The 16,725-nt window shown below is 72.7% G+C and carries 13 protein-coding genes; 3 read left to right on the plus strand and 10 right to left on the minus strand.

Annotation, left to right across the window (positions count from 1 at the left end; all coding sequences use genetic code 11):
* Window positions 1-44: 44 nt before the first annotated feature.
* On the plus strand, window positions 45-2,249 hold the full coding sequence (locus tag Aiant_RS23160; protein ID WP_189334630.1) for an MMPL family transporter: 2,205 nt from the start codon (window positions 45-47) through the stop codon (window positions 2,247-2,249).
* 917 nt (window positions 2,250-3,166) lie between these two features.
* On the opposite strand, the gene crcB is transcribed toward Aiant_RS23160, so the two are convergent.
* The 9 genes from crcB to Aiant_RS23205 form a co-directional block, all read right to left on the minus strand.
* Window positions 3,167-3,523 (minus strand): fluoride efflux transporter CrcB, encoded by a 357-nt coding sequence (gene crcB, locus Aiant_RS23165; protein WP_189334631.1) that lies wholly within the window; start codon window positions 3,521-3,523, stop codon window positions 3,167-3,169.
* Complete coding sequence (locus Aiant_RS23170) at window positions 3,520-3,921, minus strand: fluoride efflux transporter FluC (RefSeq protein WP_189334632.1); 402 nt, start codon at window positions 3,919-3,921, stop codon at window positions 3,520-3,522. Before Aiant_RS23170 ends, crcB begins: the two co-directional genes overlap by 4 nt.
* A 430-nt stretch (window positions 3,922-4,351) precedes the next feature.
* On the minus strand, window positions 4,352-5,299 hold the full coding sequence (locus tag Aiant_RS23175) for a hypothetical protein (RefSeq protein WP_189334633.1): 948 nt from the start codon (window positions 5,297-5,299) through the stop codon (window positions 4,352-4,354).
* On the minus strand, window positions 5,296-6,246 hold the full coding sequence (locus Aiant_RS23180; RefSeq protein WP_189334634.1) for a hypothetical protein: 951 nt from the start codon (window positions 6,244-6,246) through the stop codon (window positions 5,296-5,298). The genes Aiant_RS23175 and Aiant_RS23180 overlap by 4 nt, the downstream gene beginning before the upstream one ends.
* Window positions 6,243-7,802: a hypothetical protein gene (locus tag Aiant_RS23185; RefSeq protein WP_189334635.1), complete on the minus strand. Its 1,560-nt coding sequence runs from the start codon at window positions 7,800-7,802 to the stop codon at window positions 6,243-6,245. Before Aiant_RS23185 ends, Aiant_RS23180 begins: the two co-directional genes overlap by 4 nt.
* Window position 7,803: 1 nt before the next feature.
* Window positions 7,804-8,820, minus strand: coding sequence for a pseudaminic acid synthase (gene pseI, locus Aiant_RS23190; protein WP_189334636.1), 1,017 nt, complete (start codon window positions 8,818-8,820; stop codon window positions 7,804-7,806).
* A complete protein-coding gene (locus Aiant_RS23195) occupies window positions 8,817-9,266 on the minus strand; it encodes a GNAT family N-acetyltransferase (protein WP_189334637.1) in 450 nt (149 codons plus the stop codon). Before Aiant_RS23195 ends, pseI begins: the two co-directional genes overlap by 4 nt.
* A gap of 4 nt (window positions 9,267-9,270) precedes the next feature.
* Complete coding sequence (locus Aiant_RS23200; protein WP_189334638.1) at window positions 9,271-10,332, minus strand: glycosyltransferase; 1,062 nt, start codon at window positions 10,330-10,332, stop codon at window positions 9,271-9,273.
* A 61-nt stretch (window positions 10,333-10,393) separates the two neighbouring features.
* Window positions 10,394-12,637 carry a putative bifunctional diguanylate cyclase/phosphodiesterase gene (locus Aiant_RS23205; protein ID WP_229831011.1) on the minus strand — a complete coding sequence of 748 codons (2,244 nt, stop codon included), beginning with the start codon at window positions 12,635-12,637 and terminating at the stop codon, window positions 10,394-10,396.
* Between the two features lie 139 nt (window positions 12,638-12,776).
* Between Aiant_RS23205 and Aiant_RS23210 the strand changes: the two genes are divergently transcribed.
* On the plus strand, window positions 12,777-14,336 hold the full coding sequence (locus tag Aiant_RS23210; protein ID WP_189334639.1) for an APC family permease: 1,560 nt from the start codon (window positions 12,777-12,779) through the stop codon (window positions 14,334-14,336).
* On the opposite strand, the gene Aiant_RS23215 is transcribed toward Aiant_RS23210, so the two are convergent.
* On the minus strand, window positions 14,326-15,609 hold the full coding sequence (locus tag Aiant_RS23215; RefSeq protein ID WP_189334640.1) for an NAD(P)/FAD-dependent oxidoreductase: 1,284 nt from the start codon (window positions 15,607-15,609) through the stop codon (window positions 14,326-14,328). The genes Aiant_RS23210 and Aiant_RS23215 overlap by 11 nt on opposite strands.
* Window positions 15,610-15,689: 80 nt before the next feature.
* Here Aiant_RS23215 and Aiant_RS23220 point away from each other — a divergent pair, with 80 nt between their 5' ends.
* Complete coding sequence (locus tag Aiant_RS23220; protein WP_189334641.1) at window positions 15,690-16,724, plus strand: lysylphosphatidylglycerol synthase transmembrane domain-containing protein; 1,035 nt, start codon at window positions 15,690-15,692, stop codon at window positions 16,722-16,724.
* Window position 16,725: the final 1 nt, after the last annotated feature.

Here is a 16,725-nt window from a genome sequence, read left to right on the forward strand (position 1 = left end):
TCGCCGGATTCAACCCGATCTCCGTGATCCATAGCGTTCTTGCCATGGAGACCAGGGGGAAAGTGAAAGGCATCGCGGCGCGCGCCGCGATGTGGAGTGCCCGGCACCGGGTGCTCGCGATAGTCGGCTGGATCGCCTTCGTGGCCGCGACCGTGGTGCTCAGCGCCCAGATCGGCACCCGCACGGCGACCTCCGCCGAGCAGGGCAACGGCGACTCCGGCCGGGCCGACAAGATCGTCGAGGCGGCCGGCTTCCCGGTGCGGCCGGCCGGTGAGATGGTGCTGATCCAGAACCGGGCCGGCACCGACCGGGCCGCCGTCACCGCCGAGGTGACCCGCACGCTGAAGACGCTGGCCGACGTCACCGACGTGCAGCCGGCCATCCAGTCGCCGGACGGCCGGTCGACGCTCGTGGCGTTCAGCGTCAAGGGCGACCCGGAGACCGCCAAGGAGCGGGTCGGTCCGGCGCTCGACGCGGTGGCCGCGGTGCAGGCCGCGCACCCGGAGCTCTACGTCGCCGAGGCCGGCGACGCCAGCGGCGACAAGCTGATCGGCGACGAGCTGGACGCGGGCCTGTCCCGGCTCTCCATGCTCTCCATCCCGGTGACCCTCGGCATCCTGCTGGTCGCCTTCGGCGCGGTGGTGGCCGCGCTGCTGCCGGTCGGCCTGGCGGTGACCGCGGTGATCGCGGCGATCGGGCTGATGGCGGCCGGCAGCCGCTTCGCCCACACGGTGGACGCCACGACGCACGTGATGCTGCTGGTCGGGCTCGCCGTCGGGGTCGACTACTGCCTGTTCTACATCCGCCGGGAACGCGACGAGCGCCGGGCCGGCGCCGATCCGGACCGGGCGTTGATGATCGCCGCGCAGACCTCCGGCCGCTCGATCTGGATCTCCGGGCTCACCGTCATCGTGGCGATGGCCGGCATGTTCCTCACCCAGGACACCACGTTCGTCAGCTTCGGCCTGGGCACCATCCTGGTGGTGGCCACCGCCGTGCTCGGCTCGCTGACCGTGCTGCCGGCCCTGCTCTCGGCGCTCGGCGACCGGGTCGACGCCATCAAGATCCCCGGTCTCTACCGGCGGCGCTCCGACGGCCGGTTCTGGAACGGGCTGCTGCGGATCGTGCTGGCCCGGCCGCTGATCTCCACGCTGGTCGCGGTGGGCGTGCTCGGCGCGCTGGCCGCCCCGGTCCTCGACATGTACACCCGCGGGCAGAACATCCTGGACGTCGCCCCGAAATCGCCGATGGTGCAGGCGTACCAGGCGATCAGCGAGGCGTTCCCGAGCAAGACCTCGCCGGGGCAGGTGGTGGTGCAGGCGCCGGTCGTCCAGGGCAAGCAGTTCGACCAGGCCCTCGCCGACTTCCGGACCGCGGTCGGGCGCAGCGGCGGCAAGCTGGTCGAGCCGGTCGACGTCGAGGTCAACCCGGCCGGCACGGTCGCGATCGTCTCGGTCGGCCTGGCCGGCAACGGGGAGAACAAGGCGTCCACGGACGCGCTGAACCTGCTGCGCGGCGAAGTCGTGCCGGCCACGTTCGGCCGCCTGTCCGGGACGACCGCGCTGGTCACCGGCGCCGCGGCGGGCAACGCCGACTTCAACCACCAGATGCAGAAGAGCCTGCCCTGGGTGTTCGGGTTCGTGCTCGGCCTGGCCTTCATCCTGCTGCTGGTGTCGTTCCGGTCGGTGACCGTGGCGATCACCGGGGTGGTGCTCAACCTGCTCTCGGTCGCCGCCGCCTACGGCATGCTGGTCTTCGTCTTCCAGTACGGCCACTTCGACGAGCAGCTCGGCTTCCTGCCCTCGGACGGCATCATCAACTGGATCCCGCTCTTCCTCTTCGTCATCCTTTTCGGACTCTCGATGGACTACCACGTCTTCGTGCTGAGCCGGATCCGGGAGGGCCACGACCGCGGTCTGCCGACCCGGCAGGCGGTCAGCGAGGGCATCGGCCGCACGGCCGGCGTGATCACCAGCGCCGCGGTGGTGATGATGGCGGTGTTCGCCCTGTTCGCGACGCTGCCGCTGACCTCGACGAAGGAGCTCGGGGTGGGACTGGCGGCCGCGGTGCTGCTGGACGCCACGGTGGTCCGGGCGGTGCTGCTGCCGGCCGTGATGGCCCTGCTCGGCAAGGCGAACTGGTGGCTCCCGCGCGGCCTGCGCTGGCTCCCGGAGATCGCCCACGAGCCGCCCGCGCTGGTCACCGCGCCGCGGGAGGACGAGGAGCGCCGGCTGACGCCGGTCGGCTGAGGATCCGCTGAAACGGTCCGGGTGCGCTGCGCACCCGGACCGCTTCGCTTTTTGCGGTACGCCCGAAGCGCCCAGTTCGGGGTACGCCGTGAAGGCCCCGAACCCGGATTGGCACCGTCCCGGCCCGCCGTGCGGTTTCCGGCTGGCGCTCATGGCCCTTTCCGAACCGTGGATAGGGCCGTGAGCACCAGCTCGACGTTTGTGGGCTGGTCCTGGTGGCCCTATTCGGGCGGTTGGTAGGGCCGTGTGCGCCAGCTCGACGTTTGTGGGCTGGTCTTGGTGGTCCTATTTGGGCGGTTGGTAGGGCGGTGTGCGCCAGCTCGACGTTTGTGGGCTGGTCCTGGTGGTCCTATTTGGGCGGTTGGTAGGGCGGTGTGCGCCAGCTCGACGTTTGTGGGCTGGTCCTGGTGGCCCTATTTGGGCGCTTGGTAGGGCGGTGTGCGCCAGCTCGACGTTTGTGGGCTGGTCCTGGTGGCCGTATTCGGGCGCTTGATAGGGCCGTGAGCACCAGCCCGGGGTTCGGATTGCCGCCCCGGGCCTTGCATTCGGCCGAGATGGGGGTCCGAGGCGAGCCGAGGCGCCAGGTAGGGCGTGGCGCGCACACGATCGGCGTATCGGGAACCGGGACTCCGGAGGAAATGCACAGTTCTACGTTGTCCACAGGCGCCGTGCGGGATCTTGGCCGTCGGGGCCATGATGCTTCATGGGCTGGCGCCCCCTGGGAGGGCGGGGACCCGAGCGGACGGGACCTGAGCGGACGGGACCTGAGCGGACGGGACCTGAGCGGACGGCGGTGTGAGCGGGCGAGGACCTGAGCATGCAGGAGCTGGCGGGGCATCCGTGAGCGGGCGGCTCAAGGGGGCGCTTCGGGCGTACCGAAAACCGGGGTTGATCTTGAGGGTCGCGAAGACGGCGGGTCAGAGGGCCTGGGCCAGGATCGCGCCGAGGCCCGCGGCGCCGAGGCCGGCGAGCAGGCTGACCAGGACATAGGCGATCGCGGTGGCCTGTTCGCCGCGGCGGGCGAAGGTCAGCGTCTCCCAGGAGAACGTGGAATACGTGGTGAGCGCGCCGCAGAAACCGGTGCCGAGCAGCGCGGTCAAGCCGGGGGAGAAGGGGCGGCCGAGCACGCAGCCGAGGATCAGCGAACCGGCCACGTTGACCGCGAGGGTGCCCCACGGGAAACCGGTGCCGTACCGGGCCTGGACGTAGCGATCGGTCAGGTAGCGCAGTGGCGCGCCGACCGCCGCGCCGAGTGCGACCAGCAGAAACGTCATCGCACGGCGCTCCGGGAGCGGGTGCTGATCGAGGCCAGGGCGCTGCCGGCCCAGACGGCGAGCAGCGCGCCGGCGATGGTCGCGGCCAGATAGGTGATCGCGATCGTGGGGGCGGCGTGCTGCACCTCGACCTCGGCGGTGGAGAACGTGGTGTAACCGCCGAGCACGCCGGTGCCGAGGAAGAGCCGGGTCAGCCGGTGTTCCGGGCGGAAGCGGGCGAGCAGGGTGAACAGGATGCCGATCAGGAAGCAGCCGGAGACGTTGATCAGCCAGGTGGACCAGGGGAAGTCATTCGGGGTGTGCGGCCAGGCCGCGCCGATGGCGTAACGGGTCAGCGCGCCGAGCACGCCACCGGCCGAGACGGCGGCAACCGCCCGGCGATCCACGTCGAGATCCATCACGGGGACGGTATCGCGCGGGCGGGCGCGTCATCGCGCGGGTCGGCCGCGAGTCGGCGGGCGCGTCGTCGCGCGGGTCCGCAGAGGGCGCGGCGGGCGGGGTTGCCGCACGGGTCAGTAAGGGGCGCGTCGGGTGGGTTGCCGCGGGGGTCCGCGAGGAAGGTGGCGGGCGCGCGGGCGGCCGGGGGGACGTGGCGGCGTCCTCCCCGGCCGGTTCCGGGCGCTTCGGGGCAGATCCACCGATCGCATGAAACGACCTGAAACAGGCGATGTAAATGCCTGTTGACCTGTGCCTCAGCGGTTTCAACGTCCACTGTAGGCGACGATCTTGCAGGGTGGAAACCCGACCCCGCACGGGTGCCGGGGGTAGCGCCGCCACTCCGCTGCGTGTGAATTCCGCTCGCTTTCGGCGGATGTTAACGGTGATCGTTCAGCGGGTGGTGACGGTGATGTTGTCGAGGGTGACGCCGGAGGCGCTCTCGACGAGCACCGGCGACCAGTTCTCCCCGGTCCCGGCGCCGGCGATCCGGCAGTCCCGGACCACGCAGTCGCGGTAGGCCAGCACGGTCACCACGCCGTCCACCTCGCTGCGCCCCCAGCCGGCGATCCGCACCGCGTAGCGCGGCCCGTCCCAGCGCACGCTGACGTCGCTGACCTCGATCCGCGCGCCGACGTCCTCGGACGACGAGACGAACCGGTTGGTGTTGTCCCCGGGCAGCAGCCGGAAGCCCATCTCCACGTCGCGCAGGCACGCGCCGGTCACCCGGACGTCGTGCACCGAGCTGAGGTAGAACCCCTCGACCGCGTCCCGCACCCGCAGATCAGAAACGGTCAGCCGGTGCGGGTGGTAGGTCGGGCCCACGATCGACGACACGTCCGCGCCGACCGCGCCCCAGTGCACCGCGACCCCGGTGTATCCGCCGGTCACCAGCACGTCGTGCAGCGTGACACCGCGGACCGCGCCCATCACGCCGACCGCGTTCGCGGCCCGGGAGGAGCCGTGATCGACATGCACCCGGCGCACGTCGACGTCGGTGATCCACTCGGGCGCGGCCGCGTATAGGTACTCGCCGATGGTGAGGCCGGTGCCCCGGTCGCCGCCGTGCTCGCCCGGGTCGGACGGCGCCGGCCGCAGGCCCAGGTCGCTGATCGAGACCTCGCCGCCGAGCACGTGCAGCACCGGGTGCCCGGTCCGTGACTCGCAGACCAGCCGGGTGTCCGCGGGTGACGAGCCGCGGATCGTCCAGCCGCCGGGCACCCGCAGGCCCTCGGCGATCCGGTGCTCGCCGGGCGGGAGTTCCAGCTTGCCCGGCGACCGGGAGTCCAGCAGGTCCTGCAGGGTCCGGTGGTTCGCCACCGGATCGTCGCCGAGTCTCATGCCGGCACGGTCAGACGCCACGACAGGGTGGGCTGGGGTTCCGCCGAGCCGAGCAGCACCGGGTTCGCGGCCGGCGCGGCCAGCCGGACGGTGGCCGTCCCGTCACCGGCGCGGGCCACCTCGACCGGCACCGGCTCGCCGGTGATCAGGTCGGTGGCCAGCACCCCGGCCACCTCGCCGGGACGCTGCGGGAGCGCCCGCACCGCCACCCGCCGGGCCGCCCGGGACAGCTTGAACACCGCGCGGGCCGGTTTCTGCCGGGTCCACCGGTTGCGCGGGCTGATCGGCAGCGGCGGGGCGGCCGGCACGCCGGCACCCTCCAGCCGGTAGGCGAGCCCGCCGCCCGGCTGCACGACCGCGAAGTCGCAGCCGGTGTGCTCGTCCGGCCCGCCGATCGGGGCAGGCTGCTCCGCCTCGCGCAGCACGATGCTGTTGAGCCGCAGGCCGATCGCCGAGCGCGGGCTGAGCCGTGCCGCCGCCCACTCCGGGTGCGCGGCCTCGGCCAGTTCCACGATCAGCATGCCGTCCCGGGCCAGCTCCCCGGCCTCCAGGTCGAAGGCGAGGGTGGCGTCGGCCGGCGCGGCGGCCCGCCAGCCCTGGCGCCGGGACAGCACCACGGCGCCCCGGATCCTGCCCTGCACCCGGAGCAGGACCAGCCGGGGCAGCTCGGGCGCGAGGCGGGACGGGCGTACCCGGTCGGACCACCAGCGGGTGGCCATCTCGTCCAGGCCGATCGAGACGGCGACCCGGACCGGTCCGCCGGTGGCGTCCACCTTGACCGCGACCGCGCCGAACTCGCCGTTGACCCGGCCGACGATGCCGGTGCCGCGGATCATCTGGTCCAGGATCAGGATCGACGAGCTGGTCCCGCTGGTCAGCTCCATCGGGAGCGGGGCGGAGGCCGACGGCTCGTCGAAGTCGGTGCGAAAGTGCGCGCCGATCGTCATGACAGGTCGGTCCGGGTGAGCAGCGGCTCGCGGCGGGTCCACATCCGCTCGACCGTCTCGAACAGCGGGTCGGCGTCGCTCTCGATGTGCCGGAACGTCGCTCGCATCGACTTGAGCAGGACGTTCGCGCCCCAGACCTCCCACTGCGGCACCTGCGGGGTGACCACGTCCGAGCCGCTGCGGTAAAGCCACAGCCAGAGCCGGGCGCGCTGTACCTGCTCCTCGGTGACCAGGGTGGCGCCGTCGCGGATGGCCTTGATGCTCTCGTCCAGCGTCTTGAAGTACGCCTCCGCCGAGTCCACCACCGTGGACAGTCCGCACGAGCTCCACTCCGACCAGCCGGCCTGCACCACCGGGATGCCGTACGCCGGCAGCTCATTGCTCACGCTGCCGCGCACCGTGACGCCCAGGTCGGTCAGGCTCCACAGCGCGTTCTTGCTGAGCGTGGCGCTCGGCTGGAAGATCATGTGCTTCGACCTGCGGTGCTGCTTCGCCAGGTCGTCGAAGAAGCCGGTCGAGTCGTAGAGCTTCTGGCTCGGGTGGTCCAGGAACATCCACTGCGCGTCGGTGCGGGACGCCGCCCAGGCCGCGGTGTCGGTGAACCACTCGGACAGGCTCGGGAACAGCTCCCGGTTGGTGCCCAGCGCGTCCGAGACGGCGTGGTTGAAGACCGCGATGATCGGCTTGTCCGGGTCGAAGCCGAACCGGGCCGCGGCGTGGCTGCGCAGCAGGGCACGCTCGGCCGGGCTGTTCAGGTCGACCGAGGCGTTCGTGCCGCCCCGCCACCAGCTCGGCCGGCCCAGGTTGACCTTGGCCCGCCAGGCGATCAGCTCGGTGGTCGGGCGCAGCTTCTCCCGGCGCGGCCAGACCTGCTTCTCGAACACCTCGCCGATCTGCCGGGTCAGCTCGCCGCGGAACGTCTCGGTGTGCGTGTCGTGCTCGGGGAAGAGCGCGTACGCCTTGAGGCAGCCGGTCTGCTGGGTGTGGATGACCGGGACGCCCGCCCGCCGGGCCACGTCCACCGCCAGCCCCCACTGGTCGTAGTCGACGTGGCTGGTGACCAGCGCGACCACGTCGTGCTCGGCGAAGACGTCCTCGTAGTACGCGGCCAGCGCGTTGCCGTACCGGACCCGCTCGGCCGGCGGGTTCGCCCGCATCCGGGGCAGCCTGGCCAGCCGGGCGTCGGTCGCCCTGATGGTGTCCGACACGTCGAAGGACGGCTGGGCATCCGACTTGCGAACGATGTCCCACACGTCGATGACCTCGCAGGCGCCGTACGAGAGGCTGAACTCCCGCACCAGCGACACGTCGAAACCCTGCCAGAGCGTCTTCGCCCAGGTCTCCTCGACCCCGGTGAAGACGATCATCCGGGACGGGCGTACCCGGCGGATCGCGTTGGCCACCGCGAGGTTGCGCAGCGTCACCCGGAGGTCCTGGTGGAACGCCTCCACCAGGATCACCCCGTCGTCGGTGGCGGGCGGCAGGTTCTTCTGCCAGAACACCTCGGCGGCGTTGAGGAAGTGCTTCCACTCCTGCTTGTTCGCGTTCAGCAGCACGTCAGATCAGATCCCAGGTCAGCGGAGTTCCCTTGGCGGCGTCGGCGCGGAAGACGCGGCCGAGCACGCTGCCGATCGCGTCCGGTTCGAGGCCGCCGGTGGGGCGGATGGAGCGGACGTTCGCCTCGGTCACCGGCTCGCCGGCCCGGACGTCGGTCACCACGTAGAGCGACCGGCGGAACCGCAGGCCCTCCTTCTCCGCCTCGGTCGGGCCGATCGCGGTGGTGCCGAGTGCCTGCCAGGCCCGCTCCGACTCGACTACCAGAGCGGCCAGCTCGCCCGGGTCGAGGGAGAACGCCGAGTCCACCCCGCCGTCGGCGCGGTCCAGCGTGACGTGCTTCTCGATCAGCACGGCGCCGAGCGCGACGGCCGCGATCGGCACGCCGATGCCCAGCGTGTGGTCGCTCAGGCCGATCGGCAGCCGCAGCGCCTCGGCCAGCACCGGGATGCGCCGCAGGTTGGTCGACTCGGGCGGCGCGGGGTACGACGCGGTGCAGCTGAGCACCGTGACGTCGGTGGCCCCGGCGCCCTGCGCGGCGTCGACCGCCGCGGTGATCTCCTTGAGCGTCGCCATCCCGGTGGAGATGATGATCGGCTTGCCGGTGGAGGCGCAGAGCCGGATCAGCGGCAGGTCGGTGATCTCCGACGAGGCGATCTTGTAGCGCGGCGCGTCCAGCTTCTCCAGCAACTCGACCGCGGTCGGGTCGAACGGGCTGGAGAACGCCTCGATGCCCCGCTCCCGGGCACGCTCGAAGATCGGCGCGTGCCAGTCCCACGGGGTGTGCGCGCGGGTGTACAGGTCGTACAGGTACTCGCCGCCCCACAGCTCGTGGCCCGCCGAGAGCTGGAACCGCGGGTGCTTGACGTCCACGGTCAGGGTGTCGGCGGTGTACGTCTGGATCTTGATGGCGTCCGCGCCCGCGTCCGCGGCGGCGTCCACCAGCCGGAGCGCCCGGTCGAGGGAACCGTTGTGGTTCCCGGACATCTCCGCGACGATGTAGGGCCTCGTTGTGCTCATTTCGCTCTCTCTGTCCAGACGACCGTCTTCGGCACCCCGTCGACCAGCCGTTCGTATCTGCGTGTCTCGCGGAAGCCGAAGCGCCGGTGCAGGGCGAGGACCTGCGTGTTCTCCTCGAGCGTCTCGCCGCCGAGCCTCGGGAGGCCGAGCGTGCCGAAGGCGTACTCGACGGCCTCTTTCTCCAGGCGCATCCAGGCCGGGAGCAGGCGCGGGCCGAGCCCCTCGACGTCGAGGTAGAACGACCAGGTGGCGCCGGTGAAGATGACCACCCCGGCCGGGACGCCGTCCTCCTCGTAGATCAGGACGTCGCCGCTGTGGGTCGCCCACCAGGCCGCGTGCTCGGCCGGCTGGATCTCGTGGGTGGTGAGGCTGACGGCGCGGACCGCCGGATGGTTGCGCCAGTTCAGCACCTGGTCGCGGTCGGAATCGGTGGCGGGTCGTAGCACGCGGTCAACGTAGGGATGTGGTTTGGACCGGCCGTGGAGTTGAGGAGAGGTCCGGGGAAACCGCAGGTGTCCGTTCGGTGGACCGCTGCCGGAGGGCGGTCAGCCGGTACATCCCCCGTAGTGCCGAGTACAGCGCGTAGCTGTTCGCCTCGACCAGCCGGTGCTTGAGCCCGGCGGCGCCGGCCGGGCGCCGGTACCCCGAGGGCAGGTGCCGCCGGTACTGCCGGACGATGCCGCGGAAGAAGCGGCGGCGGCAGCTCGGGTGCATCCGGGCGTCGTTGCCGGCCACCACCAGCAGGTGGTTGATCATCAAGGTGAACGCCCGGGACCGGACGGCCGGCGGCGCGCCCAGCCGGTCGAGCCGCTCGTGCAGCTCGTCGTACTGCTCGAAGGCCTCGAAGTGCCGCTCGCTGCGGGTCGCGGTGATCGCGCCCGGCCGGCCGACCCGGTAGTGGTAGCAGACCCGGTTCAGCACCTCGACGCGCTCGGCGGCGATCAGCACCGGGTTGCTGAACGGGATGTCCTCGTACCACCCGGCGGGGAAGCGCAGACCGTGCTCGGTGAGCAGGCCGCGGCGCGTGATCCGGTTCCACGCGGTGTGCTGGACGCCGAGCAGCCGGTCCACGGTGGCCGGGCCGGCCAGCAGCGGCGAGCTGGCGTCCGGCTCCAGCCGGCCGTCCGCGTGCTCGCGCAGGTGGTCGACGAGCAGCAGGTCGGGCGCGGACTCGCGGAGCCGCTCCAGCACGGCGTGCACCGAGCCCGGGGGCAGCCGGTCGTCGCTGTCGACGAACCAGACGTAGCGCCCGGTGGCCTCGGCGAGCCCGGCGTTGCGGGCCAGCCCGAGACCGACGTTGCTGGACAGGTGCAGCACGCGGAGACCGCCGTGCTCGGCGGCGTAGGCGTCCAGCATCGCGCCGCAGCGGTCCGGCGAGGCGTCGTCGACCGCGATCACCTCGACCGACGCGTTCGCCTCCGGCGTCAGGCCGGCCCGGATGGAGTCGAGGCAGGCCGCCAGGAAACCCTCGACCGCGTAGACCGGCACCACGACGGTCAGCAGAACATCCATCCGTCAACCGTGGGGGATCAACGTGACGCCGAGGCGAACCGTGCCTGAAGCGCAGGTGAGTTCACTCCCGCGGGGGGAACAGCAGGTTGTCCAGCGCCGCGGCGGTCAGCGGCTCGGCGAAGTAGTAACCCTGTCCCAGCTCGCAGTTGCCGCCCGCGAGCTCGCTGAGCTGCCCGGCGTCCTCGATCCCCTCGGCGACCGTGGACAGCTGCAACGCCTGCCCGAGCTGGATGATGCCCAGGGTCAGCGCGGCCGCGGCCGGCATGTCGCCGATGTCGTCCACGAACGACTTGTCGATCTTGATGATGTCCACCGGGAAGTTCCGCAGGTACGCCAGCGACGAGTACCCGGTCCCGAAGTCGTCGATCGCCAGCCGTACCCCGAGCGCCTTGATCTCCTCCAGCCGGCGCAACGTCTCCGGCCGGTGGTCCACCAGCAGCGACTCGGTCAGCTCGATGATCAGGCACTTGGCCGGCAGCCCGCTGTCCGCCAGCGCCGCCTCGACCAGCTGCGGCAGGTCGGCGCGTTCGAGCTGGACCGCGGACAGGTTCACGCTGACGGTCAGCGGCGTCTGCCCGTCGCGCTGCGCGTTCCACCGGGCCGCCTGCCGGCACGCCTCGCGCAGCACCCACTCACCGATCGGCACGATCAGCCCGGTCTCCTCGGCGAGCGGGATGAACTCCAGCGGCGGGATCATCCCGCGCTCCGGGTGCTGCCAGCGGACCAGCGCCTCCAGGCCGGAGATCTCCTCGGTGCGCAGCCGCACGATCGGCTGGAAGCGCAGCTCGAACTCGTGCCGCAGCACCGCCCGGCGCAGGTCCGCCTCCAGCTCCAGGTGCTTCTGGAACGACTCGCGCATGGCCGGCTCGAAGACCGCGACCTGGTCCTTGCCCTGCTTCTTCGCCTCGAACATCGCCAGGTCGGCGCGGACCAGCAGATCCTCGGTGTCGACCGCGCCGGGCTCGGCGTACGCCACCCCGACGCTGCACGTGGCGAACACCTCCCGCCCGTCCAGGTCGAACGGGTCCCGCATCGCGTACACGATCCGCCGCGCCACCGGCACGGCCGCCTCCACCCCGGCCACCCCGGGCAGCAGCACCGCGAACTCGTCCCCGCCCAGCCGGGCCGCCGTGTCCCCGGTGCGCAGGCACTCCCGCAGCCGGTCGGCCACCGCGGCCAGCAGCCGGTCACCGGCCCCGTGCCCGAGCGAGTCGTTCACCACCTTGAACCGGTCCAGGTCGACCAGCAGCGTGGCCACCCCGCCGCTGCGGGTGGTGGCCAGCGCGTTCTCCGTCCGGGTGATGAACAGCGAGCGGTTGGCCAGCCCGGTGAGCGAGTCGTGGAACGCGTGGTTCATCTCGCGCAGCGTGCGCGCGTCGGTGATGGCCAGGCTGACGTGCTCGGCGAACGCCTGGAGGATCTCCTGCGACGCCCGGTCCCACTCGCGGATCTCCTGGTAGCCACCGACGAACAGGGCGCCGACCACGGTGCCGTCCTCGTGCACCGGCACCGCCATCACGCTCTTGAGCCGGGCCCGGACGATCTCCGGCACCGCGATCGGCGAGTTCGCGTAGTCGTCCACGGCGACCAGCTCGTCGCCCATGATCGCCAGTCCGGCGACGCCGAGCGCGGCGACCGGCACCGACTGCATCCGCAGCACGCCCTCCTCGGGCACGCCGCGGCTGGCGATCAGGCTGGTCCGGCTCGGGTCGTCCACGTCCAGCACGGTCAGCCCGGACATCTCCACGTCCAGCAGCTCGGCCGCGCTCGCGGTGATCTGGTCGAGGATCCGGCGCAGCGGCTCGCGCCGGGCGATCGCCCGCTGCACCGAGCTGAGCTCGTCGAACAGTCGCTGGCGGCGCTGCAACGAGCTGATCAGCCGGTCGTTCTCGGCGGACTGCCGGCGCTCCTCCTCGATCAGGTGCAGCGCCTGGAGGCTCAGCTCCAGCACCCGCGCCATGCCGCGGAGCAGGCAGACCTCCTCGACGGTGAACGGCGTCTCCCGGCCGAGCACCAGCACGCCCGGGGCGATGCCGCCGAGCTGGGCCAGGGTGACCGCGTAGCGGCGGCCGTCGATCGTGAGGCCGGCGCGCCGGCCGGCGGCGATCTCGGCCAGGTCGCGGGCCGGGATCCGGTCCACCGGCAGACCGACCGCCGCGACCACACCTCCGTCGACCATCAGCACGGCGAGGTCGGCGCTGAGCGCGCGTACCGCGCACTCGACGGCGGCATGCTGGGCGGCGGCCTCATCGGGCCGGTCGGCGACGACGGCGAGAAACTCCGTCAGCTGCTGGGTGGCGAGCACGTCGTTGCAGTCGGCGGCCGCGCACCCCAGTTGAGGAATTGCAACCCAGCCGGTGCCCGGGTGACGGATGTGCCAATCTGGTCACGAGCGGTCAGTGTCTCGTCACGCATGGTTGTCAAAGTCGGCTTCCGTGGGCTGAATGGAGTCCGTGGGCACCGAGGACGAACTCGCGCACCGCCGGCTCGGCACGGTCTCCGCCGCACTGTTCGGCGTGGCCGCGGCCGCCCCGATCGTCACCGTGGTCACCGTGATCCCGCCGGTCCTGGCCACCGGCGCCGGACCGCCGGCCGCACTCTCCGTCGCCGCCGTCACGGTTGTCCTGCTTCTTTTCGGTACGCCCTACGCCGCCATGATCCGCCGTACCCCCGGCGCCGGCGCCGCATACCCGCAACTCGCCCGGGGTCTGGGCCGCCCCGCCGCGCTGACCGGCGCCTGGCTCGCGCTGGCCGGTTACCACGCGATCCAATTCGGTCTCTACGCCATGCTCGGCCAGGCCGCCGCGCCCCTGCTGGACAGCTGGTTCGGCGTCACTGCACCGTGGTGGCTGGTGGCCGCCGCCGGCTGGCTGCTGGTCGCGCTCGGCGGCATCCTGCGCATCGAGGTCGCGGCCGGCGTGGTCGCCCTGCTCACCGCCGCCGAGACGGCGGTGCTGGCCGGTCTCGCCGCGGCCAACGTGCTGCGCCCGGCCGGCGGCGGCCCGATCCCGGCCGGCACCTACCTGCCGGCCGACCCGGCCCGGATCGACCGCCCGCTGCTCGGCCTGCTGCTCGCCGTCGCGGTGCTGGCCTTCGTCGGCTTCGAGACCACCGCGACGTACGCCGAGGAGGCCCGCGACCCGCGCCGCACCACCGGCCGGGCCGTCCGCGTCGCGATCGTGCTGCTCGCCGTGCTGCTGGCCGGCGTCACCTGGAGTTTCCTCGTCGCGGCCGGTCCGGCCGGGGTGGCCGGCCGGGCCGCCGCCCGCGGACCCGAGCTGCTGTTCGCCCTGGCCGCCGAGCGGCTCGCGCCCTGGGCCGTCACGCTCGGCCGGTTGATGCTGGTCACCGGCGCGCTCGCGGCCATCCTGGCGATGCACCACGCGATCGCCCGGTACCTGTACTCGCTCGGGCGCGAACGCGTGCTCCCCGGCGTACTGGGAAATGTCTCGCCGCGGACCGGCGCGCCGCGCGCCGCCTCCCTGACCCAGTCGCTCGTCGCGGGGGCCGCCCTGACCGGCGCCTACCTGGCCGGCGCGGCGGCCTCGGCCCGCACCGCCCGCTGGCTGGTGGTCGGCGGCGGCCTGGCGATCCTGCTGGTGCTGCTGCTCACCGGCGTGGCGGCGCTGCTGCACCTGAACCGCAGCCCGCAGAGCGAAGGTGTCTGGACCCGCTTCCTCGCGCCGTTTCTGTCCACTGTGTCCCTCGGCGTGCTGCTCTACCTCGCCTGCCGCAACCTCCCGGCACTGCTTCTGGTGCGCCCCGGCTCGCCCTGGGTGGTGATGGTGTTCGGCGGGCTCGCCGGCTGCGTGCTGGCCGGGGTGGCGCACGCGCTGGTGCTGCGGCAGGCGCGTCCGGTGCGCTACGCGGGGATCGGCCTCGGCGGCGCCGCCCTGGTGATCACCCCGCGGCCCGTCCCGCCGGGCGCGCCGCCCGTGGTCCCGCAGCAGCGCACCCCCGGCGCCCACCGCCCCGAGCGGGTGCACCCCGAGATCAACGGTTGAGGTCGGAGGCGAGCGGGACGGCGCTGCCGCGGACCAGGCCGAGCTGGACCGGCTGGCGCGACAGGGTGGCGTCGAGCAGCCAGTCGGTGATCACGCGGGTGCGGTTGCCGGGCATCGACAGCAGGTGGTAGCCGCGGGTGACCGCCTTGCCGGCCACCCCGCCCAGCGGCACCCCGAGCGGGTTCGCCGCCGCCTTCCAGCCGCCCAGATCGACGGCGAAGCCCAGATCCCGGTGCCGGTAGGGGCGCCGCCGCCCGTGCCCGTAGGACGCGGCCACGTTGCCCGCCACCAGGCGGCCCTGCCGCACCGCGTGCTGGGCCGTCATCCCGGTCAGCGAGCCCGGATGCAGCACGTCCGGCACCGCCGCCGCGTCCCCGCAGGCGAACACGTCCGGCCGGCCCGGCACGTTGAGGAACTCGTCGACCAGCAGCCGTCCCTCCCGGGTGGCCAGCCCGAGCCCGGCGACCATCGGCTCCGGCCGTACGCCCACACACCAGACCAGCGTCCGGGTGGGCACCTGCTCGCCGTTGGTCAGCCGCACCCCGGCCGGCCCGGCCCGCTCCACCCCGGTCCCGGTCAGCACCCGCACCCCGCGCATCCGCAGCACCTCGGCGGCGGTGTGCGAGAGCCGCGGGTCGAGCTGAGGCAGCACCCGGTCGGCGGTGTCCACGATCAGCCAGCGCGGCAGGTCCCGCACCTTCGGCCGGTGGGCGACCAGCGCGGCGGTGAACAGCGCGCCCTGCGCGGCCACCTCGGTGCCGGTGTACCCCGCGCCGGCCACCAGGAACGTGCACCGGGCCCGGCGCTCGGCCGGGTCCTGGGCCTGCTCGGCGAGCTCGATCTGCCGGGTCAGGTGGTCCCGCAGGTAGAGCGCCTCCGCGACACCGCGGAAGCCGTGGGCGTACTCGGTGAGGCCGGGCACCGGCAGCAGCTTGTTCACGCTGCCCAGGGCGAGGACCAGGCGGTGGTAGCCGAGGATCCCGCGGTTGCCCTCCGGGTCGGCCCACTGGACGGTGCGGGCGTTCAGGTCGAAGGCGCCGGCGTGCCCGAGCAGCACCCGGACGCCGGGCAGCGCCGCCGCGAGCGGGATCGAGATCCGCCGCGGCTCCAGCACCCCGGTCGCCACCTCCGGCAGCAGCGGCAGGTACAGGAAGTAGTCGGTCGGGTTGAGCAGCACGACCTCCGCGCGGCCACGGGCGATCCGCGACAACCGGCGGGCGGCCGAGAGACCGGCGAAGCCGGCGCCGACGATGAGTATCCGCGGGCGAGCCATGCGGAACAGCGTGCCACCAGCGCAAACCTTAGCGGCGAAGTTGCCGAGAATTCCTCGCGGAGCTGGCAGCATCGTCTCTGATGACCGCGACCGGCACTTCGGCGTCGGCCACCAGGGCGACCGGCCCACCGCGACGGTGGAGCCGGGGACCGCTGGTGGCGGCCGTCATGGTGATCGTCATCGGTACCGAGCTGGTGTTCGGCTGGCCCGCGCTGACCGAGGCGTTCGCCCAGCTGACCGCGCCGCACTGGGGCTGGGTGGGTGCGGCGCTGGCCGCCGAGATCGTCTCGATGGGTACCTACGCGCGGATGCAGCGGGCGCTGCTGCGGGGCGCGGGCACCAAGGTCAGCGTGCGGCGGCACGTGGCGATGGCGTACGCCGCGCACTCGCTGAGCGTGACGCTGCCCGGCGGGCCGGTCTTCTCCAGCAGCTTCAACTTCCGGCAGATGCGCCGATACGGGGTCTCGCCCGCCGAGGCGTCCTGGTGCATCGCGCTCAGCGGGGTGCTCTCCACCGGCGCGCTGGTGCTGGTCGGCTCGGTCGGCGGGCTGCTGACCCGCAACAGCGGCAGCTGGCGTGGCCTGCTCGGCTACGGGTGCGCGGCGATCGCGGTGAGCGTCGGGGTGCGGCTGCTCGCCAAGCACCCGCTGTGGCTGGACCGGCCGGTGCGGGCGCTGATCGGCGGGGTGAACAAGGTCCGCCGCCGGCCGCCGGAGCACGGCGCGGACCGGCTGTTCGGGTTCGTCACCCAGCTGCGGGCGATCCGGGTGCACCCGGGGCACTTCGTCGTGGCGGTGCTGCTGGCGCTGGCCAACTGGCTGTTCGACGCGTTGTGCCTGTGGCTGTGCTGCGTGGCGGTGGGCGCGGACCGGATCACGCCGGTGCACCTGCTGATCGCGTACTGCGCGGGGATGGCCGCGGCGAGCGTACCGGTGATCCCCGGCGGTCTCGGCGTGGTCGACGCGGCCCTCGTGCTCGGTCTCGTCGCCGGCGGCCTGACCAGCGCCAACGCGGTCGCCGCCGTGGTCCTCTACCGGCTGATCAGCTTCGGCTTCATCATCGGCGCCGGCTGGCTGGTCTGGCTGCTGCTGCGCCACCGCGCGAAGCGGCCGTAGG

This window comes from Actinoplanes ianthinogenes (assembly GCF_018324205.1).
GTDB classification, from domain to species: Bacteria; Actinomycetota; Actinomycetes; order Mycobacteriales; family Micromonosporaceae; genus Actinoplanes; species Actinoplanes ianthinogenes.